We start from the raw sequence: 21,277 nt of genomic DNA on the forward strand, positions 1-21,277 counted from the left end.
ATGACGAACTTAGGATCAGACGGTTAATCGACAATGCCTACTTTTGCCAACTCACTACGTGCAATCTCTGCGGATATCGGCACATAACCATCTTTTTCAACCAGTTTTTGCCCTTGCTGTGAGTACATAAAGCGAATAAATTCTCGCTCAATCGGCGGCAAGGGTTTAAACGGGTTCTTGTTTACGTAGACATAGAGATAACGTGATAGTGGGTACTTACCTTTAAGAATATTTTCCTGACTCGCTTCAATGTAATCCTCACCCTGCTTAGCAATGGGTATCAGTTTCACTCCAGAGACTTGGTAACCTACCCCAGAGTAACCAATGGTATTGATTGCAGAGGCAACAGACTGAACAACGGATGCCGAGCCTGGCTGCTCATTAACATTACTTTTAAAGTCTCCGCCACACAGCGCATTATTCTTAAAGTATCCGTAGGTACCAGAGACCGAGTTACGCCCAAACAGCTGCATAGTGCGTTTAGCCCAATGATAATCGAGCCCTAGTTCAGACCAAGTAGAGATAGACTGAGTCCCGCCACAACGCAGTGTTGCAGAAAAAATATTGTCTAGCTGAGTAAAGTTTAGCCCTTTCAGCGGGTTATCTCGGTGAACGAAAATTCCAATCGCATCAATGGCAATTCGGAGTTCTGTTGGCTTATAGCCGTGTTCACGCTCAAAGGCTTCAATTTCCCGATTTCGCATCGGCCGGCTCATTGGGCCGAATTGAGCGGTACCTTCGGTTAATGCTGGCGGAGCCGTTGAAGAACCAGAGGCTTGTACCTGACCATTCACACTCGGGTAAAGTTGCTTAAACTCTTCTACCCACAAGGTTGTCATGCTGGCTAATGTGTCAGAACCAACACTGGTTAAACTCCCGGTAATACCGGGGACTTTTTGATATTCAGATAGGTTCACCAAAGCCGCTTGAACAGCAAAGGAAAAACTGGCAGAAACAATAAGAGTAGTGAGCGCTAACTTCATTAAATCACCACCAAACGCGGTGGCAACACGAATGAGAATTTGCTGCCGGCCCCCACTTCGGATTGTATTTCTAAATGCGAGTCGTGATGCGTCAAAGCATGTTTCACGATCGCCAGCCCAAGGCCGCTTCCTCCGGTATCCCTAGAGCGTGCTTTATCCACTCGATAGAAACGCTCAGTGAGTCGGTGTAGGTGTTGAGGCTCAATACCTTCACCACCATCTTCCACTTCTAAACATGCACCTTGCGCAGTCTGATACCAACGAACCCGGACATCCGCGCCTGCTGGTGTGTATTTCACTGCGTTATAAACCAAGTTTGAAATGGCACTACGTAGTTGGTCTTCATCTCCAAGTACGCGCAGGCTGTTATCAATATCAAAGTTCAGCTTATGTTGCTGATCACCACTCAGGCTCGCCGCTTCTTTCTCTAACACATCTAGCATTGCTGGGACATTCACTACGTCTTCCAGTTCATGCATGGGCGCCGCTTCAATCTTAGATAGTGTGAGCAGTTGATTAACCAAACTGTTCATACGATTGAGCTGCTCTGTCATGACACCATGGGCTTTGGTCCACATAGGGCCAACCACCATATCTGGGTCTTCGGTCATTTCCAGATAGCCTTGCAATACCGTCATTGGCGTGCGCAGCTCGTGAGAAACATTGGCAAAGAAGTTACGACGCATGCCTTCCAACTGTTTGAGCTGGGACACATCACGCACCACCATCAGGTGCTCACCTTCAGTGTACGGCACAATACGCAGCTCAAGCATGCGCTCAACATTGAGTGGCGAGCGCATCTCTAGAGGCTCAGAGAAGTCTTGTTTATTAAGATACTTAATGAAATCTGGCGTGCGGATAAGGTTGGAAATCGGCTGACCTGAGTCGTCCGGCCAACGGAAACCGAGTAAGTGTTGAGCTAGCTTATTACACCAAACAATATTGCCTTCACTACGAAACACTACAACTGCATCCGGTAAGGATTCAGCACCATTGCGGAATCGGCGAATAAGATTGGTCAGCTCTTTGCGCTTTTTTCGCTGGCGCTGCTGCAAGCGGTAGATACCGTTAAACAACGATTCCCAATTACCGCTTCCCGAAGGTGGTGTCAGACGCTTTTCATCCCACAACCACGCTGACAGGCGCATCTGATTATGCAGATGCCATACAAGCTGCAAAACCGTAGCCGCTAGAAGCAACCACGGCATATGGCCGAAAATCCATCCGACAATCACCCAAGGGGTGTAAAAAAAAGCCAGCTCCCAGGCTAGCTTTTTCCAAGTTAACCGCTCTACCACTTACCTCTCCAGATGGTAAATTTACATTATGCCTTTGTTGAGAAACGGTAGCCTGCACCACGTACCGTTTGAATCAATTTGTCATGGCCTGCCGCTTCTAACGCCTTACGCAGACGACGAATATGCACATCAACAGTACGGTCTTCAACGTACACGTTGGTTCCCCATACGTTGTTCAGCAGTTGCTCTCGGCTATAAACTCGCTCTTGGTGAGTCATAAAGAAGTGCAGCATCTTGAACTCAGTTGGGCCCATATCCAGGGGCCGATCGTTCGCGGTTACACGGTGCGAAACTGGATCCAGCTTCAAGCCCTGTACGTCAATCACATCTTCAAGTGCAGTTGGCGTCACACGGCGAATCACGGCTTTAAGACGCGCCACCAGCTCTTTTGGCGAGAATGGCTTAGTAATGTAATCGTCCGCGCCAACTTCCAGACCACGAACTTTATCTTCTTCTTCACCACGTGCTGTTAACATCACAACTGGAATATTGCGCGTCAGCTCTTCACGTTTCATGTGTTTGATGAAGTTGATGCCGCTGCCACCAGGTAGCATCCAGTCTAGCAATACTAGATCTGGGAAGGGTTCAGCTAGCTTAGTCACCGCACTATCGTAGTCTTCAGCTTCGACGGCTTGGTAACCTTTTTGCTCAAGAACAAAGCAAAGCATTTCACGAATTGGTGCTTCGTCTTCAACAACCAGAATCCTTCTAGACATAATTGAGTAACCTTTGAGTTAGTTGAATTTAATCGGGCATTTACCCTTTGCAACGATAGGCATTATTACCATCAATTATGACACTTTTGTGACCTTTGAAAACAAATTTTCATATAACTTTCATCCCACTATTGCGCGCTTACATTAGGACAAGCACAGCAAAAGTCTTTATGATGAGCGGCCAAACTTCAGGTATAGAGAAAGTGTATGTGGTTTAAAAACTGTCTGGTTTACCGTTTTAACCGAGATATTGAATTCAAAGCAGACGAGCTGGAAAAGCAGCTTGAAGAGTTTCGTTTTACGCCTTGTGGTAGTCAGGACAAACAAAAGTTTGGCTGGGTCACTGCAATGGGTAAACATGGCGACATGATGACTCACGTGTCTGAAAACCGCATTCTGATCTGCGCGAAGAAAGAAGAGAAAATGCTGCCAGCGTCTGTCATCAAAGAATCACTCAATGCAAAAGTTGAGGCGATGGAAGCACAAGAAGGTCGACCTCTGAAGAAAAAAGAGAAAGATAACCTCAAAGATGACATTGTCATGGATTTGCTCCCGCGCGCATTTAGCCGCAGCAACCATACCTTTGTTCTTATTCTGCCTAAAGAAGGCTTTATTCTGGTCGATGCCAGCAGCTATAAGAAAGCAGAGGATGTACTCGCCCTTCTACGTAAAACCATGGGTAGCCTACCTGTCGTGCCAGCCATTCCAGAAAAAGCCGTTGAAACCACGTTAACTGAATGGGTGAAAACGGGCGACACTCCGGTTGGGATGCAGATGTTAGACGAAGCTGAACTGAAGTCGGTTCTCGAAGAAGGCGGCGTGATTCGCTGTAAGAAACAAGAGCTAACGGCCGACGAAATTCGCAGTCACATTGATGCCGATAAAGTCGTGACCAAACTGGCCCTTTGGTGGCAAGAGCGTATTGAGTTCATTCTGGCAGAAGACGGCAGCATCAAGCGTCTTAAATTCTCTGATGATCTGAAAGATCAGAATGATGATATTCCTCGTGAAGATCAAGCAGCACGATTTGACGCTGATTTCTCACTCATGTGCGGTGAGTTAAGCGCATTCCTGCCCAACTTATATGAGTGTTTAGGCGGCTTACCTCACCCTAACGCTTAGTCCATTCTCTAGGTGCTCGGCATGTTCGAGCGCCTACCTATAATCTCCTTACCTAAGTTATGGACTTTTTTCTAGTCACTGGTCACGTTTTGGCGTAAAATTTGCGCCCCAATTCCATAAGGTGGAATGGACCTGACTTGAGATCAGACTAAGAGAATTATGAAATGACAACTGAGAAAGCATTCGTACCAGAACTACTGTCACCAGCGGGTAGCCTAAAAAATATGCGTTACGCCTTTGCCTATGGTGCAGACGCGGTATACGCAGGCCAGCCTCGTTACAGCCTTCGCGTACGTAACAACGAGTTCAACCACGAAAACCTAAAAATTGGTATCGACGAAGCGCACGCCCAAGGCAAAAAGCTTTACGTGGTATGTAACATCCAGCCGCACAACTCCAAGCTAAAAACCTTCATCCGTGACCTGAAGCCGGTGGTTGAAATGGGCCCTGATGCGCTCATCATGTCAGATCCTGGTCTGATTATGATGGTTCGTGAAGCATTCCCAGAAATGCCAATTCACCTGTCCGTTCAAGCCAACGCCGTCAACTGGGCAACGGTTAAATTCTGGGCAGCTAATGGCGTTGAACGTGTGATTGTTTCTCGCGAGCTTTCTCTGGAAGAGATTGAAGAAATTCGCGAGCACTGCCCTGAAACTGAACTTGAAGTCTTCGTTCATGGTGCACTTTGTATGGCTTATTCGGGTCGTTGTCTACTTTCTGGCTACATCAACAAGCGTGACCCTAACCAAGGTACATGCACCAATGCATGTCGTTGGGAATACAACGTCGAAAAAGGCAAAGAGAACGACTCTGGCGATATCGTTGAAGCCTTCGACCCCAATGAAGTACAAGCGGTTGAAGTGCAAGATGAGCGCCCTGAGGCAACACTTGGTCTAGGTAAACCAACCGACGAAGTGGTACTGCTTTCTGAAAGCCACCGCCCAGAAGAAAAGATGGCGGCGTTCGAAGATGAGCACGGCACTTACATCATGAACTCAAAAGACCTGCGTGCCATTCAGCACGTTGAGCGTCTGACTAAAATGGGGGTCCACTCACTCAAGATTGAAGGTCGTACTAAGTCATTCTACTACTGTGCACGTACTGCACAGGTTTATCGTAAAGCCATCGACGATGCTGTCGCTGGCAAGCCATTCGATGAAAGTCTGATGACAACACTTGAGAGCCTAGCTCACCGTGGCTACACAGAGGGCTTCCTGCGTCGTCATACGCACGATACTTACCAAAATTACGACTACGGTTATTCTGTCTCTGATGCTCAGCAATTTGTCGGTGAGTTCACGGGGAAACGTCGTGGTGATCTTGCTGAAGTGGAAGTGAAGAATAAATTCATTGTGGGTGACAGCCTTGAGCTGATGACACCGAGAGGTAACGTTGTCTTTACCCTAGAAACAATGGAAAACCGTAAATCACAACCCGTTGATGACGCAAAAGGAAATGGCCACTTTGTCTTCATTCCTGTACCACAAGACATGAACCTAGAATACGGCCTGTTAATGCGCAATCTCAACAATGGTCAGGATACCCGTAACCCAACAGGTAAATAACCATGGCGTTGTTGATCACGGATAAGTGCATTAATTGTGATATGTGTGACCCAGAGTGCCCAAATGGCGCGATCACCATGGGTGACACTATCTTTGAGATCGACCCCGATCTTTGCACCGAATGTAAAGGCCATTATGAGCAACCGACCTGCCAGTCTGTGTGCCCGATCACCAAGTGCATCATCACTGATCCAAACCATGTCGAAACTGAAGAACAGCTTCTAGAGAAGTTCGTCATCATTCAAGGACTAGCTTAACCCTGAAGCTATCATTAAAACGCCGCTCAACTGAGCGGCGTTTTGGTTATTGTGTGCTGTCTTTTGCTATTTGTAGCTTAGCTCCGTCGCCTTACCTTTGAAGATTCGATAAACCGCAAAGGTATAAAGTAAGATCATTGGCATTACGACCATCACACCATAACCGACAATCATCAAAGTCGCAGGGGAAGAAGCCGCCTGCTTGGCTGTCATCATTCCCGGCACTACCTCAGGAAAAAAGCTATAAGCAAGTCCAAGGAAACTCAAAGCAAAGATCACCGTAACCCCAAAGAACGGCCAGCGAGCACCAAGGTCATTGACCATAGGAACCTGACGAAGATAGCGATCGACAAGGTATATCGTCATCAACACGATGATCGGCACGGGGGCCAGTAGTAACATTTCAGGGAAACTAAACCAGCGCAATGCAACCTGTTCATTGACTATCGGGTTCACAACACTGACAACCATGATGCCAGTGGCGGCAACCCACCCCGCTCTTCGGGACCATCGTGCGGAACGGATCTGCAGATCGCCTGCGGTTTTCAATACCAACCAAGCGCCACCGATATAGACATAAGCAGCAGCGACACACAAAGCACTCAACCAAGCAAAACCCAGAGCTTCACTACTTTGCTCAAACCCCATAATGTAACGACCAACCATATACCCTTGCGTCAACGCAGCGATCAATGAACCGACTCTGAAGCACCAATCCCAATGTGTTTTATGGTCTGAATTGGCCTTCGCTCGAAAGTCAAATGCGACGCCACGCATGATAAGCGCTATCAACATAATAGCTGTCGGTAAGTAAAGTTCAGTCAGGATCAAACTGTGTGCCGTAGGAAAGGCAATCAGTAAAATACCGATCGCCAACACCAACCAAGTTTCATTCGCATCCCAAAACGGCCCTATGGAAGCAATCATTCGATCACGCTGCTTTTCATTGTCGCTCGGTAGCAACATACCTACACCCAAATCATAACCGTCTAGCACAGCGTACATAAAGACTGAGAAACCAAGCAGCAGCAGATAAATTTCCGGCAAATAGTCGAACATCATTGTGCCTCCTGTTGGATCAGTGGTACTTGATGGGCAGTAACATCTTTACGTGCCAAATAAAACAGGGTGTGAATGTAAGCCACCAGTAACAACGCGTAGATAGCTAAATACATCATTAGAGAAATCATCACACTACTTGAAGCTACTGACGTCACTGCTTCAGAAGTGCGTAGCACACCACTCACCAACCAAGGCTGTCGTCCAATTTCCGTAACGTACCAGCCAGCTAAAGTTGCCACCCAACCGGAAAATGTCATTGCTAAAACGATCATCAAATAAGGTTTGGGTAGGCCAGAGCCGCGCGCAAGCTTCACTGCACCATACCAACTGACAAACAGCATCAACACTCCAACACCGACCATAATTCTAAAACCAAAAAATAACGGCTTTACTGGTGGGTGATTGGGAGTAAACTCATTGAGGCCTTTTATTTCGCCATCAATGTCGTGAGTCAATATCAAGCTTGCCAGTTTGGGAATGCCTATCTCGAAGTCATTGTTACGCTGTTCCTCATTTGGTATCGCGAAGAGTAGTAATGGTGCACCTTTTTCTGATTCCCATACTCCTTCCATCGCCGCAATTTTTGCGGGTTGATGTTCCAACGTGTTTAAACCATGCAAATCGCCAACGAATATTTGTAGAGGAATAAAACCTGCCGCCGCGAACAGTGAAACTCTCAGACCCAATTGCGCGGCGCGATGATCGGGTTGTTTCAGCACTTGATAAGCCGAGATACCCGCGATCAGAAAGCTCGCCGTCAAAGCAGAGGCTAGTAACGTATGACCAAAACGATATGGTAGTGAAGGATTAAGAATAACCTCTTTCCAGCTCGTTACGTGAACGATGCCGTCAATCACTTCATAGCCATTCGGAGTATGCATCCAACTGTTGAGGACTAAAATCCAAAATGCAGACATCGTGGTACCGACAGCAACCAGTACCGTCGCCAAGGTATGAAACCACTCCGCAACTCGTCCACGTCCAAATAGCATAACGCCAAGAAATGTCGCTTCCATGAAAAAAGCAGTCATGACTTCATAGCCGAGCAAGGGGCCAGCAACATTTCCGACTCGTTCCATAAAACCGGGCCAATTGGTGCCAAATTGGAAACTCATGGTGATGCCTGACACCACGCCGAGAGCAAAGGTTAACGCAAAAACTTTTACCCAAAAATAGTATACATCCAACCAGACCGGTGATTGTGAGCGATTGTAGCGCCATTTAAAAAAGACCAGCATCCAAGCTAACGCTATTGTGATGGTCGGGAAAAGAATGTGAAAGCTGATATTGGCGGCGAACTGGATCCGCGACAGCATGAGGGTATCTAACATTTGGGTTCCTAAACAACGTGTCATTCTTTAAATGTCTTAAACTGTAATTTAGTTACGGAAAAGACGACCGTTTGGATTAAACATCAGAGAAAAATGAAGGGGAAATTTTCTCTCGGCATGATTTATATCAATTAAGAACACCAAAATAGTAATAAAAATTGTCACAAATAACGACAATAAGTAGCCAATTTAAACAAAAAGATAAAAAGTGTAATCTAGAGCAGTAAAAAAATGACAGTTCGGAATTTTCGAATTTTTAATTCGAAATACGTGAAATAAAATTACAGATCATTAGTGCGCTTCGCCACAGACCTATCCAATAGCTCGATGCACTGCGTTGGCATTATTTTAGGCTTTTTACTTTTTTTCTGGGTAATATCAGCCTTAGCTGCTGCGGGTTTAGGCTGAGGTTTCCAGCTAGACAGTTCAGCCCCACATCCATCGCCTTTGGGGGGGGCGGTCTGTGATTGACACTGACTGTTATCATCCGGGCACTTGAGCCTGACGTGCATATGATAATGATGCCCCCACCACGGTCGCACTTTTCTCAACCAGCCCCGCTCAGACGATACTTCCTGTGTGCACAGTTTGTCTTTGATTACAGGGTGAACAAAAATGCGGGCTACCTTTTCATCACTCGCTGCCATTTTTATCAGCTCAAAATGGCGTTCATCCCAGTTTTTTTTAACCAATTGATACTGTTCGAGGTTAACCACACTCATTGGTTCAGGATCACTAAGCTGTTGCGAAGAAAGTTCACCATCAGCCAATTTTAGCCATATATCGATATCCAAGCCGGTCTGATGGCTCGAATGTCCAGAGGAGAAACGCCCCCCTTGAGGTAATGAGATATCACCAATCAGAATACGAGTGTTTAATCGTTGTGACACCATATTGGCGAGGCGCTGAATAAAACTAACCGCTTGTGGATGAGCATAATAGCGTTGTTTGTGGCTGCGCAATACTTGATACCCCTCCCCTTGAAGAGGCAGATCCACAGCACCTGAAAGGCAACCATTAGCATAACTACCAATCGATTCAGGAGGCTGTGTCGAAGGCGACCTAATCTTCTCCCATGGGCTTGCCAACACAGTAGGTACCATGAGGGCAAACAGCACTAACCCAGTAAGCTTTGACCCGTTCATACTTCGCTTTATCATTTTCACTTGTCACTAGTTTAGCTCAACAATGCTCGCCGTTGTCGGAAAACGTGGTCACCTCTATCGCTGTATAAATCACTCTTACGTCGATACCTTCTCCTATTTAATCGGTACCCTTTGAATAATAATTGAGCCACCCTCTCCTGCATTTGCTGCCCATGGCTAAACTCATAACACCTCAATAAACCGATACGCCTGCCTCCTTCACCTTGAGGATAAGACGCAGCGTAAAAATGCGCGAATATCATACCCGCATTCGGGCAACTCATCGTTAGCTGGAATTTATCAATCAAAGATTTCGATAAGGCTTAAACCTTTGAGGTTCTAATGCGTGAAAATATAAATGTGGCATGGATAGCACCCTTTATTGCTGGCTCCTCCATCATATCGAGCAAAACATTATGTCTTGTGACTGCGTTTCTTGATGATCTTAACTCAAGTGAACTAGGGTTAATAATGTACGCAATTAAATCGACTGGCTTGATCTCCGATATACCAGACGAAAGAGGAGGGATCGACAATATGGCACGACGAATAATTTACTTACTTGCTCTGATTTTCAGCTCTTTTTCGTTTGCCAAAGATTGTATTGGTGTCGTCCCAGCGGGCTCCGTGCATGACTTCTGGAAATCAGTCAAAGCAGGAAGTGAAAAAGCAGGCCAAGAGTTAGGCCTTAAAATTTACTTTCGTGGCCCCCACGATGAGTCCGATGTCAGTGCTCAGCGCTTCATCATAGATCAAGTCATGGAGAATGCTTGTATTGGCTTAGTCTTAGCGCCAAATACCCAAGATAGGGCCTATGATGTCGCCCGTTTGAAAGAAGCGGGGGTACCCACAGTCTACTTTGATCGCGATACTGGCTCTCCTGATGTGGTGAGTGTTATTGCAACTAATAACTACCAAGCAGGCGTAATGGCTGGCCAAGAGATGGCCAAAAAGTTAGGGAATAAAGGTAAGGTGGCATTGCTTAGAATGAAAAAGGGCGTGATATCCACCGATGCTCGTGAAAAGGGCTTTATCGACGGCGCTACCGCATCAGGGCTTAGTATCACTATCGATAACTATCTAGGTACTAAAATTGGCGAAGCGCGCAAAAACGCAGAGCAAATTCTTGCACAGAAAACAGACAATCTAGACGGCATATTTACACCGAATGAATCGACAACGTTGGCTGTTCTCATGGCACTCGATACTACTCCATCGACACAAGAATTGGTTCATATCGGCTTCGACTCCAATGACTCTCTGGTGAATGCACTAGAAGACGGTTCTATTTATGGACTGATCATCCAGCAACCTTTCGAAATGGGCTACAAAAGCGTCTATACCGTGTATCAAGCCTTCCTAGGCCAAGAATACGCCAAAAACATCGCTACTGAGACCATTTTTGTCACCAAAGAAAACATGCTTCTGCCTAGCGTCAATCAGGCATTGTTAATGAAATACGATTGATTCAGACGGTCAATTACCCCTGATAAAAACAAAAAGGCCGCTGACTTGTCAGCGGCCTTGCTCATACAAAACTTTGTGTCTTATGGCATTTCGTCAAACTCTGCGCCTTCTTTCTCAACTTGAGGCGGCATCAGGTGTTCTTTAGTAATACCCAGTTTTAATGCCAGTGCCGAAGCCACATAGATTGAAGAGTATGTACCAACAGTGATACCCAGTAGAAGTGCGGTGGCGAAGCCATGAATCATAGCGCCGCCTTGCGTAAACAGAGCAACCACTACGAACAATGTAGTACCGGATGTAATCAAGGTACGGCTCAATGTTTGTGTGATTGAGCTGTTCATGATTTCAGCCGGTTCGCCTTTACGCATCTTGCGGAAGTTTTCACGAATACGGTCAAATACAACAATGGTATCGTTGAGCGAGTAACCCACTACCGTCAGCAAGGCTGCCACAATCGTCAGGTCAACTTCAATTTGCATCAAGGAGAACACGCCAAGCGTAATGATAACGTCATGTGCTAGAGCAAGTACCGCACCAGCTGCTAAACGCCATTCAAATCGTACCGAAACGTAAATCAGGATACAGATAAGAGAAACGATGATCGCCAGGCCACCAGCTTCGGTTAGCTCATCACCTACGTTTGGTCCGACAAACTCAATACGGCGCATTTCAACGCTTTCACCTGTGCCGTCTTTGATAGCAGAAAGAATCTGGTTGCCCAACGCTTCACCAGCAACACCATCACGAGGGCGCAAGCGCACCATCACATCACGAGCACTACCAAAGTTTTGAACCGTTGCGTCACCAAAACCTTTTGCTTCCAGCGCAGTACGAATCTCTTCCAAATCGGCAGGCTGCTCAAAGCCAACTTCAATCAGCGTACCGCCAGTGAAGTCTAGGCCCCAGTTCAACCACTTGGTAGAAAGAGTAAAAATCGATGCACCAATCATCAGGATCGACAGCACGAAGGCGAATTTCGACCAACGCATAAAGTCGATCAATTTGTCTGCTTTTAGAATCTGAAACATAATAATTCCTAGCCTTAGATCGACAGTTTGTTGATGCGCTTACCACCGTACATTAGGTTCACGATACAACGTGTACCAATGATGGCAGTAAACATAGACGTTAAGATACCGATAGACAGTGTCACCGCGAAGCCTTTGATTGCGCCTGTACCTACAGCAAACAGGATAATTGCGGTAATCAAGGTGGTGATGTTGGCATCGGCAATGGTGCTGAATGCGTTCGCATAACCTTGATGAATCGCCTGCTGAGGGTTTCGCCCGTCACGCAACTCTTCACGTATCCGTTCGAAAATCAGGACGTTAGCATCGACCGCCATACCGACTGTCAGAACAATACCGGCGATACCAGGCAACGTCATTGTTGCTCCCGGAATCATCGACATCACACCAATAATCAGTATAAGGTTTACCATCAGCGCGGTATTGGCAATCAGACCAAACTTACGGTAGTAAAGCAGCGTGAATAGCATAACTGCCGCCATACCCCAGATACACGCCATGATACCCATGTCGATGTTCTGTTGACCCATAGATGGACCAATTGTACGTTCTTCAACGATAGAAATCGGCGCAATCAGAGCACCTGCACGAAGCAATAGTGCCAAGTTGTGCGCTTCAGCCGCTGAATCGATACCTGTGATGCGGAAGTTACGGCCAAGCGCTGATTGAATCGTTGCTTGGTTAATCACTTCTTCATGCTTAGTCAGGATAACGCGACCATCTGCCGTCTTGCGTCCGCTGTCTTTATATTCAGCAAACACGGTTGCCATCAGCTTGCCAATGTTCTTTTTGGAGAACGCTGACATTTTGTTACCACCTTCGCTATCTAGTGAGATGTTAACTTGAGGGCGACCATATTCATCCACACTTGAACTCGCATCAGTGATGCTCGAACCGCCTAGGATTACACGCTTTTTAAGCACAACTGGACGACCATCTCGATCTTGCTTGATTTCACTACCCGCTGGCGCACGACCACTAGCTGCTGCCGCGAGATCCGCTTTGTCGTCGACTTCGCGGAATTCAAGCGTTGCCGTCGCACCTAGGATTTCCTTCGCACGAGCGGTGTCCTGAACACCTGGCAGTTCCACAACAATTCGGCTTGCACCCTGACGCTGTACAAGTGGTTCAGCCACACCCAGTTCGTTTACACGGTTGCGCAGAATGGTAATGTTCTGCTCCACAGCGTAGTTGCGAATTTCAGTCAGGCGTTGCTCAGTGAAAGTAGCCGTCAGAGTAAAACGACCATCAGTGTCTGCATCGACAAATGTCATATCAGGATGGTTTTGCTGCAGTAAGCGTTTGGCATCCGCAAGCTGCTCTTCATTACGCAGTAAGACTTCAACAGATTCTTGACCTGAAGGACGAATCGCACGATAGCGAATCTTTTCTTCACGCAGTTCACTACGGAACGCTTCTTCCTGCTGGCTGACCAGCTTTTCCATCGCTGCGTCCATATCCACTTCCATCAGGAAGTGAACACCACCGCGAAGGTCAAGGCCGAGCTTCATTGGCGCTGCGCCAACCGCTTCTAACCAGTCAGGTGTTGCAGGGGCTAGATTAAGAGCAACAATTTTGTCTTTACCTAGTGCTTCATTGATCACATCGCGAGCACTTATCTGAGTGTCGGTATCGTTGAAGCGTACAAGAATGGATCCATTTTCGAGAGCAATGGATTTATGAGATAAGCCCTTTTCATCAAGAGCTTCGGTGACAGAATCCAGCGTTGACATATCTACAGAGGCGCCACGCGCCCCTGTAACTTGAATTGCCGGATCTTCACCGTAGATATTTGGAAGTGCATACAATGCTGCGATAGCGATGGTAAACACCACCATCAAATACTTCCATAACGGATAGCGGTTAAGCACAGCGAGGATCCTTTAGCTGTTTTATAGAGACTTCAGCGTACCCTTTGGTAGCACTGCAGTAACGAAATCTTTCTTGATAACAACTTCGTTATTCGTATTTAGCTCGATTGAGATGTAGTCGTTGTCTTCTGCAATCTTAGTGATTTTACCTACTAGGCCACCGCTAGTTAGAACTTCATCACCTTTACTCATGGAAGACATTAGGCTCTTGTGTTCTTTCACGCGCTTAGCTTGTGGACGGTAAATCATAAAGTAGAAAATGACCGCGAACATGCCAAGCATGATTAGCATTTCGAAACCGCCGCCTGCTGGTGCGCCTTCTGCTGCTGCGTGAGCTTGATTAATCATTAAAACAATCCTCTATTATTTTTTATTAATATTCCAAGTTGGGCCTACGCTTTTGAGTTTCAAGAGAAAGAATGACTATTAGCGATCACTATCTCAAAAATTCACTGCGTCTGCCTACTTTATTAGCAAAAGCCTTTGGCAAAATGCCAAAGGCTTTAATTCTTTTATCTGGTCAATTACTGTTCCTTCGCCAGTGGCGGCACTTCACGGCCACGACGCTCATAGAACTCTTTGACGAACTCATCAAAGCGATCTTCATCAATCGCCTTACGGATACTTTCCATCACACGTTGGTAGTAGCGCAAGTTGTGAATGGTATTCAGGCGAGCACCTAAAATTTCATTACAGCGATCTAAGTGATGAAGGTATGACTTAGAGTAATTTTGACAAGTGTAACAGTCACATTCAGGATCTAATGGTGTTGTATCCGTTTTATGTTTCGCATTACGGATCTTGATCACACCACCAGTCACAAATAGGTGACCATTACGAGCATTACGTGTTGGCATTACACAGTCAAACATATCAATACCGCGGCGTACACCTTCTACTAAATCTTCTGGTTTGCCAACACCCATTAAGTAACGAGGTTTGTCTTCCGGAAGCTGTGGGCAGGTATGCTCAAGAATACGGTGCATGTCTTCTTTTGGTTCACCAACGGCCAAACCACCGACTGCGTAGCCATCGAAGCCAATTTCTGTAAGGCCTTTCACCGATACATCACGTAGGTCTTCGTAAACGCCACCCTGAACAATACCAAATAGGTTGTTCTCGTTTTCAAGCTTGTCGAAATGATCACGTGAGCGCTGTGCCCAACGCAACGACATTTCCATCGACTTTTTCGCTTCTGCGTGTGTCGCTGGGTATGGCGTACATTCGTCAAAGATCATCACAATGTCAGACCCAAGGTCTTTTTGGATTTCCATCGACTTTTCTGCGTCCATGAAAATCTTGTCACCGTTTACAGGGTTACGGAAGTGTACGCCCTCTTCAGTGATTTTGCGGATGTCACCTAGACTAAATACCTGAAAACCACCTGAGTCTGTCAGGATAGGACCGTGCCAGTTCATGAAATCGTGCAAGTCGCCATGCATTTTCATAATTTCCTGACCTGGGCGTAACCAAAGGTGGAAAGTGTTGCCAAGAAGAATCTCTGCACCTGTGCCTTTTACTTCTTCAGGCGTCATACCTTTAACAGTACCGTAGGTACCAACAGGCATAAAAGCAGGTGTCTGAACCGTACCACGCTCAAAGGTCAGTTGACCACGACGTGCAACACCATCTTTCTTCTTAAGATCAAATTTTAACTTCACGAAGCCTCCAATTGTCAGAGAAACAGTCTGACGATATTTTCGGGGTTATCCCCATTAGGGAGCGGTCGCCTTCCATGCGAGATGCAGAGTATCCGATTACTCTACTTCCTAGCCTACTGCTAGCACTCGTAAATTGTTTGCGTTCAGTTCAATGCTGAACATAAGAGATTCCCTACTCGCTCGTTCCTCACTCTATGGAATGACAAAACCGTCATTCCTGAATCGAGGCACGAGATATCAGGAATCTCTCAAAGTAATCTATACCGTTTTCTTTTTGATGAACATTGAATCGCCATACGAGAAGAAACGGTAGTTATTCTCTACAGCATGTTTATAGGCGTTCATCGTATTTTCATAACCTGCAAATGCACTGACCAACATGATCAGTGTCGATTCTGGCAGGTGGAAATTAGTGATTAAACAATCCACTAACTGATATTCGTAACCCGGATAGATAAAGATTTCAGTATCACCAAAGAATGGCGCAAGCGCTGTGCCTTTCTTCAATGCATCCTGCGCTGCACTTTCTAGTGAGCGCACCGAAGTTGTACCCACTGCGATGATTCGACCATTACGCGCTTTGGCAGCGTTAATCGCATCCACCACGTCTTGCGGTACTTCCACATACTCTGCGTGCATGTGATGGTCGTTGATATTCTCGACCTTAACTGGTTGGAATGTACCAGCGCCTACGTGAAGCGTCACATAAGCGAACTCAGCACCTTTCGCTTTGATCTTCTCAAGCAGCGCTTCATCAAAATGCAGACCAGCGGTTGGCGCCGCTACTGCGCCAGGTTTTTCGTTATAAACCGTTTGGTAGCGCTCTTTGTCTGAATCTTCATCTGGGCGATCAATATAAGGTGGAAGTGGCATGTGGCCGATCTCTTCCAAAACCGCCAACACGTTCTTCTCAGCATTGAATTTCAATTCAAACAAGGCGTCATGGCGGGCAACCATTTGTGCAGAATACTCGTCGTTCTCACCAATGAAGATGGTTGAACCTGGTTTAGGCGATTTAGAGCAGCGTACATGAGCCAGAATGCTTTTTTCGTCCAACACACGTTCAACCAACACTTCCAACTTACCGCCTGACTCTTTACGGCCAAACATACGCGCAGGAATCACACGAGTATTATTGAAAACCACGAGATCGCCCGGCTGAACTTGCTCAAGTACATCAATGAACGTGCCATCGCTTAGTTCACCACTGTTACCATCAAGTTGAAGTAAACAGCTGGCGGTACGCTCTGGCTGAGGATAACGAGCGATGAGCTCATCGGGTAAATCAAAATGGAAATCTGATACTTGCATGTTACTAATCTTTTGCCGTGGATTCTTACGTCGTGATGGAAGTCGAACTGATTCTGTCACAAACAGACGACGAGTTTTTCGCAGCCGACTAGTATATGCCGCACAAACGCAATAGCAAGGATTGAGGTGTGAAATATTGTAATCAATATGGAATTAACAAGGGTATTGAGGAAGACAATGAGGAAGGCTGTAAAGTTGAATGGATACTTTGTACATAATTCGCCACACCTTTACCAAGGTTATCGGGGTGAAAACCCACCCAGCTCTCATACTAGCGAGTCAAAAATTACTATATTAAAAGAGACCACAACAATAACTCTATCACTCAGGAGGCAGCCATGATAAAAGTCGAAGATATGATGACGCGTACCCCCCATACCTTGCTGCGTTCGCATCTGCTTGCAGATGCAAAACATACCATGGAAGCACTGGATATTCGCCACGTTCCAATCGTTGATGCAAATAAGCAGCTACTCGGCGTGGTTTCCCAACGTGACGTGCTGGCCGCACAAGAATCAAGCTTACAGCAAATTCCAGAAAATCAGTCCTACACCTTGAATACTCCATTATATGAAGTCATGAAGACAGGTGTCATGACAGTTTCTCCTCAGGCTGGATTGAAAGAAAGCGCCATCTACATGCAGAAACACAAAGTAGGCTGTCTACCTGTCGTAGAAAAAGGCCAGTTAGTTGGAATTATCACCGACAGTGACTTTGTCGCGATCGCTATCAATCTGCTTGAACTACAGATAGAGAATGAACCGCAAGAACTAGAGTTCTAATAAGTTGTGTGCAGAGGATAACCAGCGTTCTGGAGAAAGAAACGCTGGTTTATTGTTCAGTCTGAGTTAGATGTGGGCCGCAACCTGTGTTTTCACATCGTCTACTGTTCGACCAGACATTGGGATACCCTTAGAGCTGAATGTCCATTCTCCCTGCTTAAGGCTAAGCAAACCAATAAACACACCTGTATGCGGACCTTGTTCTGACAGAGTAAAACGGCATATTTCCTTGGCAGAGCGATCCATTACACGACAAAATGCATTATCCACTTTCTGGAAAGACTGACCAGTAAAGCTGTTGACTGTAATTGCAAGGTGCTTCACCGACTTTGGAAGTTTCGGCAACGTAATACTAATCTGTTCGTCGTCGCCATCACCATCACCGGTACGATTATCGCCTTTATGCTTGATTGCACCGCAATTTGACTTAAGTTGCCCAAACCAAACGGTATCCACTTCTTTTAGGTCTTCGTCAAACAAAATACACGACGCATCAAGGTCAATCGAAGCAGGAGTAAATAGAGACGAAAAGAAACCTTTGGATTTTGCCACATCCCATCCAAGTCCAACCGTGACTTTGGAGAGTTTTTCAACCTCTTTTGTCAAAGATATAGAAGAATTTTTTGATAAATTAATCGCCATTATGGTCGTCCTTATTGATAGCCAGCAACAATGTCACCTAACCCCAATTGATAGCCAGCTCCAACAGCATGGAACGACCATTCACTACCGTTTCTAACCAAAGAACCGAATTGAACCGCAGATTCATTGGCAAACTCTTGGCCCAAGCGGTATTCAGCGATTAAATTGCCGCTGAGTTCGTTGTAAAGACGAATGTAACTCGTATTTACCTTTGAAAAACTGCCTTGGTCATTATGAATAGTCACAAATATCGATAACTCAGTCGCTTTTGGATCAACATTCGGAAGATCGATATGGATGACTTCGTCATCGCCATCACCCTCACCAGTTCGATTGTCACCCTCATGAACTACCGCATTTTGAGGGCACTTAAGGTTGTTATAGAAAACAAAGTGACTGTCGGAAATGAGCTTAGGTTGTTGTTGGGCATCATTGCTGCAAATAAATATACTGCAATCGAGATCCAGTGGCGGCTCGTTTGCCAATAGATCCCAACCTAGCCCCAACTTCAATTTAGTTAGTGCCGGTTCCACTTTATTAAGGTTAATTGAGCTGCCTTTTTCCAAATTAATAGCCATTATTCATTTCCTTTTTTATTTGTCATCAAGTTTGAAAGCTCTTGTCTCATGCTAACCATTTTCTCATCAGCTACCTTGCGGTTACGCGCACCTTCTTGTTCGATAGCGACAACATCTTCAAGTGTAGAGATAAGTGTTTGTTGAACATGCTCAAGCGTTTCAATATCTATTGCTGAACGCTGATTTGCTTGGGCTGTTTGCAAAGTATTTTGTCTTAAGAGATCTGCATTTTTGCGAATTAAGTCATTGGTGGCATCATCAATTTTTGAAGCAAGCTCCAGTGACTTTTTCTGTTCGAGCATGGAAATAGCCAACGTAAATTGCTTTTTCCATGATGGAATGGTTAGTGTTTTTATATTATTAAATTTTTCAATTAAAGTAATATTATTAGTTTGAACCATTCGAATCATAGGCGCTGTCTGCAACGCTAATAGCTGCAAACTCTTTAAATCATGTGTACGCTTTTGAATACGATCATAATTGGATTTTAAATCGCTCACCATCTGAGCTTTAAGAGGAGAGCTGTGCATTTCAGGATCAGCTGACAGTTCATCAATTTTATCTTTAACCAATAATCCTCTAGCTTCACCATATACTATTGATTGAGATAACGATTTATATTGAAGAATGTTCTGGTTAAATACAACATCAAGTTGTACAGATCTTTCTTGTAAACGATTTTGTTGTGAATCGACTTCTTTAACTACACGATCTAACTGTGTACTAACTGAATTAAATTGAGCGAGGATAGCTTCTTTAGTGTTACGGAATTTCTGAACAATCTTTCCAAAAAAGCTTTCCTTACCAACGAGGCTGGAAATATCCACTCCTTTAGCTAGTCCAATAACTGAATTTAAGTTATCGCCCATTTCCTCAAGATCTTTAGTACGCACATGCTTCAACATAGAATCAGAATATTCTCCAATTCTCTCGGCAGAAGATTGACCGAGTGTTGATATTCCATGAGAAGAAAAGATATCGCTATCTTTTAACTGCGTATAAACTTGTGAATAAACCTCTCGGGAGTCCAATCCGGCTTCTGTTAGTTCCTTATGATACATTTCAATGGCAACATTTAGTTGTGAATCAAGTTTATTGAGATCAATTTGAGGTAATAACTCACCTGTTATTGGTGTAGTTTCAACCACTGTATTTGACATAGCTCTACTTGGACTAAAGCTCGCAGGTTTAAAAGTCATTTATTGAAGATCCTCTATATTTTTAATTAGGGTTTGCTGAATATCATTGAGTTCGTAATACATAGTAGAATCATTAGATTCATCTACAGCAATAACGCTCAGAAACTGTTGCTTCCATACTTGAATAATATTCACTTTAATCTCTTCAAGTCTTTCGAAACTAGTCACTAGATTACTGGTATATAATTCCATTTGTGGGAATGTTAATTCTATAGACTGACCAAGCGCTTTAAGGTTATTTAACTTTCTATCCCAACGCTTCAACGCTTCTTTATTTCCATCCCTAAATAGCTCAGGTAAATCCCTGTTTATTTGGCTATCTATTCCGGAGCGGCTTTCGATAATTAATGTGAGCGCAATAATATTTAGCCTTACTTCACTCTGTAATTTCGATAGTTCCTGACACCATTTTCGAAATTCATCCAAAGTTGTATGCGTTTCATTTAAATTATCAAATATTCTATTTATCCTAAGGTCAATACGGTCACTAACACTATCGAATTCAAACTTAAGCTTACGTATCTTTTGTTTCTTACTGCCTAAAAAACTAGATATTTTTGTCGATATTTTATTTGGATTAAATATGTTTATATCAATGCTTTTCGCTAATTCAATGATAACCTTACCCAATTCAAGGATTCGGTCAACTTTACCTATCTTTGCGTAATCGGACAAAAACCCCTGTACATCTTGGAATCGTTTTGAAAGCTGGCTACCAAACTCAATTTGACACGAAGGGTCATCGAAATTTATTGCAGACTTAATATTACTTATGATCAAATGCTCTCCTTTAGAAAGCACTAATCCGTTAAACTCTTTTTCACAGAGTAACTCAATTCTTTGTATCAGAGATTCATCAATATCGACAACATCACTCTGAATCGATTTAATTTTATTACTAAACAAGACTGATGGTTTTCTATCAACACCTTGGTTAGAGGAACCGTTTTCTGATTTGATCGAGTCTTTCAATGACTCTTCGCTTGCAGCTGACTCATCGTTTTTATTTCTCGAAGAGGCAACGCCAAAAAACTGCTTTACCTTTGGGCTACCCGAAGAAGATTGAAGTGACGAGGAGGAGTCATCTTCAAGGTTCTGGCTTTTATCCGATTTACTTGCCACTTTGTGATGAAAAGTCTTTATCATATAAAATATTCTTCTTCAGTAACAATCAACAAAATAGTTCACTTGATTGTTTATTATTTATAAATAATGATTAAATTTTTGATTGTAACTGAATTTAATCATTGGCTCCTAAA

General features: G+C 44.7%; 20 protein-coding genes. 5 read left to right on the plus strand and 15 right to left on the minus strand.

The window, feature by feature from the left end:
* Positions 1–23 precede the first annotated feature (23 nt).
* The 3 genes from TW84_RS15650 to phoB are packed head-to-tail and all read right to left on the minus strand — an operon-like array spanning position 24 to position 2,997.
* Positions 24–983, minus strand: a complete 960-nt coding sequence (locus TW84_RS15650) for a PstS family phosphate ABC transporter substrate-binding protein (RefSeq protein ID WP_045976570.1) — start codon at positions 981–983, stop codon at positions 24–26.
* Positions 983–2,281 (minus strand): phosphate regulon sensor histidine kinase PhoR, encoded by a 1,299-nt coding sequence (gene phoR / locus TW84_RS15655; RefSeq protein WP_045976571.1) that lies wholly within the window; start codon positions 2,279–2,281, stop codon positions 983–985. The genes TW84_RS15650 and phoR overlap by 1 nt, the downstream gene beginning before the upstream one ends.
* Positions 2,282–2,307: 26 nt before the next feature.
* Positions 2,308–2,997 (minus strand): phosphate regulon transcriptional regulator PhoB, encoded by a 690-nt coding sequence (phoB, locus tag TW84_RS15660; protein WP_045976572.1) that lies wholly within the window; start codon positions 2,995–2,997, stop codon positions 2,308–2,310.
* 207 nt (positions 2,998–3,204) lie between these two features.
* Between phoB and rdgC the strand changes: the two genes are divergently transcribed.
* The 3 genes from rdgC (at position 3,205) to TW84_RS15675 (ending at position 5,941) form a co-directional block, all read left to right on the plus strand.
* Positions 3,205–4,119, plus strand: coding sequence for a recombination-associated protein RdgC (rdgC, locus tag TW84_RS15665; RefSeq protein ID WP_045976573.1), 915 nt, complete (start codon positions 3,205–3,207; stop codon positions 4,117–4,119).
* Between the two features lie 164 nt (positions 4,120–4,283).
* Positions 4,284–5,684: a prephenate-dependent tRNA uridine(34) hydroxylase TrhP gene (gene trhP, locus TW84_RS15670; protein WP_045976574.1), complete on the plus strand. Its 1,401-nt coding sequence runs from the start codon at positions 4,284–4,286 to the stop codon at positions 5,682–5,684.
* A 2-nt stretch (positions 5,685–5,686) separates the two neighbouring features.
* Positions 5,687–5,941 (plus strand): YfhL family 4Fe-4S dicluster ferredoxin, encoded by a 255-nt coding sequence (locus tag TW84_RS15675; RefSeq protein ID WP_045976575.1) that lies wholly within the window; start codon positions 5,687–5,689, stop codon positions 5,939–5,941.
* Positions 5,942–6,007: 66 nt separating this feature from the next.
* Here TW84_RS15675 and TW84_RS15680 read toward each other — a convergent pair whose 3' ends face one another.
* From TW84_RS15680 to mepA, 3 genes are all read right to left on the minus strand, one after another.
* Entirely contained in the window at positions 6,008–7,000 is a 993-nt protein-coding gene (locus TW84_RS15680; RefSeq protein ID WP_045976622.1) for a cytochrome d ubiquinol oxidase subunit II, read from the minus strand.
* Positions 7,000–8,334 carry a cytochrome ubiquinol oxidase subunit I gene (locus TW84_RS15685; protein WP_045976576.1) on the minus strand — a complete coding sequence of 445 codons (1,335 nt, stop codon included), beginning with the start codon at positions 8,332–8,334 and terminating at the stop codon, positions 7,000–7,002. The genes TW84_RS15680 and TW84_RS15685 overlap by 1 nt, the downstream gene beginning before the upstream one ends.
* 281 nt (positions 8,335–8,615) lie before the next feature.
* Positions 8,616–9,479, minus strand: coding sequence for a penicillin-insensitive murein endopeptidase (gene mepA, locus TW84_RS15690; protein WP_045976577.1), 864 nt, complete (start codon positions 9,477–9,479; stop codon positions 8,616–8,618).
* A 537-nt stretch (positions 9,480–10,016) separates the two neighbouring features.
* Between mepA and TW84_RS15695 the strand changes: the two genes are divergently transcribed.
* Complete coding sequence (locus TW84_RS15695; protein ID WP_045976623.1) at positions 10,017–10,946, plus strand: ABC transporter substrate-binding protein; 930 nt, start codon at positions 10,017–10,019, stop codon at positions 10,944–10,946.
* Positions 10,947–11,026: 80 nt separating this feature from the next.
* On the opposite strand, the gene secF is transcribed toward TW84_RS15695, so the two are convergent.
* The 5 genes from secF to queA all read right to left on the minus strand — a co-directional run bounded on the left by secF (position 11,027) and on the right by queA (position 16,817).
* Entirely contained in the window at positions 11,027–11,974 is a 948-nt protein-coding gene (gene secF / locus TW84_RS15700; RefSeq protein ID WP_045976578.1) for a protein translocase subunit SecF, read from the minus strand.
* 14 nt (positions 11,975–11,988) lie between these two features.
* Entirely contained in the window at positions 11,989–13,845 is a 1,857-nt protein-coding gene (secD, locus tag TW84_RS15705) for a protein translocase subunit SecD (RefSeq protein WP_084720245.1), read from the minus strand.
* A gap of 21 nt (positions 13,846–13,866) precedes the next feature.
* The gene (gene yajC / locus TW84_RS15710; RefSeq protein ID WP_045976580.1) at positions 13,867–14,193 is read right to left on the minus strand and encodes a preprotein translocase subunit YajC; all 327 of its coding nucleotides are present in this window, start codon (positions 14,191–14,193) and stop codon (positions 13,867–13,869) included.
* A 176-nt stretch (positions 14,194–14,369) separates the two neighbouring features.
* A complete protein-coding gene (gene tgt, locus TW84_RS15715; protein ID WP_045976581.1) occupies positions 14,370–15,506 on the minus strand; it encodes a tRNA guanosine(34) transglycosylase Tgt in 1,137 nt (378 codons plus the stop codon).
* A 258-nt stretch (positions 15,507–15,764) separates the two neighbouring features.
* Entirely contained in the window at positions 15,765–16,817 is a 1,053-nt protein-coding gene (gene queA / locus TW84_RS15720; RefSeq protein ID WP_045976582.1) for a tRNA preQ1(34) S-adenosylmethionine ribosyltransferase-isomerase QueA, read from the minus strand.
* A gap of 338 nt (positions 16,818–17,155) precedes the next feature.
* Here queA and TW84_RS15725 point away from each other — a divergent pair, with 338 nt between their 5' ends.
* Positions 17,156–17,599, plus strand: coding sequence for a CBS domain-containing protein (locus TW84_RS15725; RefSeq protein ID WP_045976583.1), 444 nt, complete (start codon positions 17,156–17,158; stop codon positions 17,597–17,599).
* Between the two features lie 66 nt (positions 17,600–17,665).
* Here the strand turns inward: TW84_RS15725 and TW84_RS15730 are convergent, their stop codons facing one another.
* Genes TW84_RS15730 through TW84_RS15745 form a run of 4 tightly spaced genes read right to left on the minus strand, consistent with a single transcriptional unit; the run spans position 17,666 to position 21,164 of the window.
* Positions 17,666–18,241: a TerD family protein gene (locus TW84_RS15730; protein ID WP_045976584.1), complete on the minus strand. Its 576-nt coding sequence runs from the start codon at positions 18,239–18,241 to the stop codon at positions 17,666–17,668.
* An 11-nt stretch (positions 18,242–18,252) separates the two neighbouring features.
* Positions 18,253–18,819 (minus strand): TerD family protein, encoded by a 567-nt coding sequence (locus TW84_RS15735; RefSeq protein ID WP_045976585.1) that lies wholly within the window; start codon positions 18,817–18,819, stop codon positions 18,253–18,255.
* Complete coding sequence (locus TW84_RS15740) at positions 18,819–20,018, minus strand: toxic anion resistance protein (protein WP_052707931.1); 1,200 nt, start codon at positions 20,016–20,018, stop codon at positions 18,819–18,821. The genes TW84_RS15735 and TW84_RS15740 overlap by 1 nt, the downstream gene beginning before the upstream one ends.
* On the minus strand, positions 20,019–21,164 hold the full coding sequence (locus TW84_RS15745; protein WP_045976586.1) for a hypothetical protein: 1,146 nt from the start codon (positions 21,162–21,164) through the stop codon (positions 20,019–20,021).
* Positions 21,165–21,277: the final 113 nt, after the last annotated feature.

Origin of the sequence: Vibrio neptunius (assembly GCF_000967495.1) — a bacterium.
Taxonomy (GTDB): domain Bacteria; phylum Pseudomonadota; class Gammaproteobacteria; order Enterobacterales; family Vibrionaceae; genus Vibrio; species Vibrio neptunius.

Coding starts and splice junctions, on each gene's coding strand:
- TW84_RS15650 (WP_045976570.1), bottom strand. CDS start 983: ATGAAGTTAGCGCTCACTACTCTTATTGTTTCTGCCAGTTTTTCCTTT.
- phoB (WP_045976572.1), bottom strand. CDS start 2,997: ATGTCTAGAAGGATTCTGGTTGTTGAAGACGAAGCACCAATTCGTGAA.
- rdgC (WP_045976573.1), top strand. CDS start 3,205: ATGTGGTTTAAAAACTGTCTGGTTTACCGTTTTAACCGAGATATTGAA.
- trhP (WP_045976574.1), top strand. CDS start 4,284: ATGACAACTGAGAAAGCATTCGTACCAGAACTACTGTCACCAGCGGGT.
- TW84_RS15675 (WP_045976575.1), top strand. CDS start 5,687: ATGGCGTTGTTGATCACGGATAAGTGCATTAATTGTGATATGTGTGAC.
- TW84_RS15680 (WP_045976622.1), bottom strand. CDS start 7,000: ATGTTCGACTATTTGCCGGAAATTTATCTGCTGCTGCTTGGTTTCTCA.
- TW84_RS15685 (WP_045976576.1), bottom strand. CDS start 8,334: ATGTTAGATACCCTCATGCTGTCGCGGATCCAGTTCGCCGCCAATATC.
- mepA (WP_045976577.1), bottom strand. CDS start 9,479: ATGAACGGGTCAAAGCTTACTGGGTTAGTGCTGTTTGCCCTCATGGTA.
- TW84_RS15695 (WP_045976623.1), top strand. CDS start 10,017: ATGGCACGACGAATAATTTACTTACTTGCTCTGATTTTCAGCTCTTTT.
- secF (WP_045976578.1), bottom strand. CDS start 11,974: ATGTTTCAGATTCTAAAAGCAGACAAATTGATCGACTTTATGCGTTGG.
- yajC (WP_045976580.1), bottom strand. CDS start 14,193: ATGATTAATCAAGCTCACGCAGCAGCAGAAGGCGCACCAGCAGGCGGC.
- queA (WP_045976582.1), bottom strand. CDS start 16,817: ATGCAAGTATCAGATTTCCATTTTGATTTACCCGATGAGCTCATCGCT.
- TW84_RS15725 (WP_045976583.1), top strand. CDS start 17,156: ATGATAAAAGTCGAAGATATGATGACGCGTACCCCCCATACCTTGCTG.
- TW84_RS15730 (WP_045976584.1), bottom strand. CDS start 18,241: ATGGCGATTAATTTATCAAAAAATTCTTCTATATCTTTGACAAAAGAG.
- TW84_RS15735 (WP_045976585.1), bottom strand. CDS start 18,819: ATGGCTATTAATTTGGAAAAAGGCAGCTCAATTAACCTTAATAAAGTG.
- TW84_RS15740 (WP_052707931.1), bottom strand. CDS start 20,018: ATGACTTTTAAACCTGCGAGCTTTAGTCCAAGTAGAGCTATGTCAAAT.
- TW84_RS15745 (WP_045976586.1), bottom strand. CDS start 21,164: ATGATAAAGACTTTTCATCACAAAGTGGCAAGTAAATCGGATAAAAGC.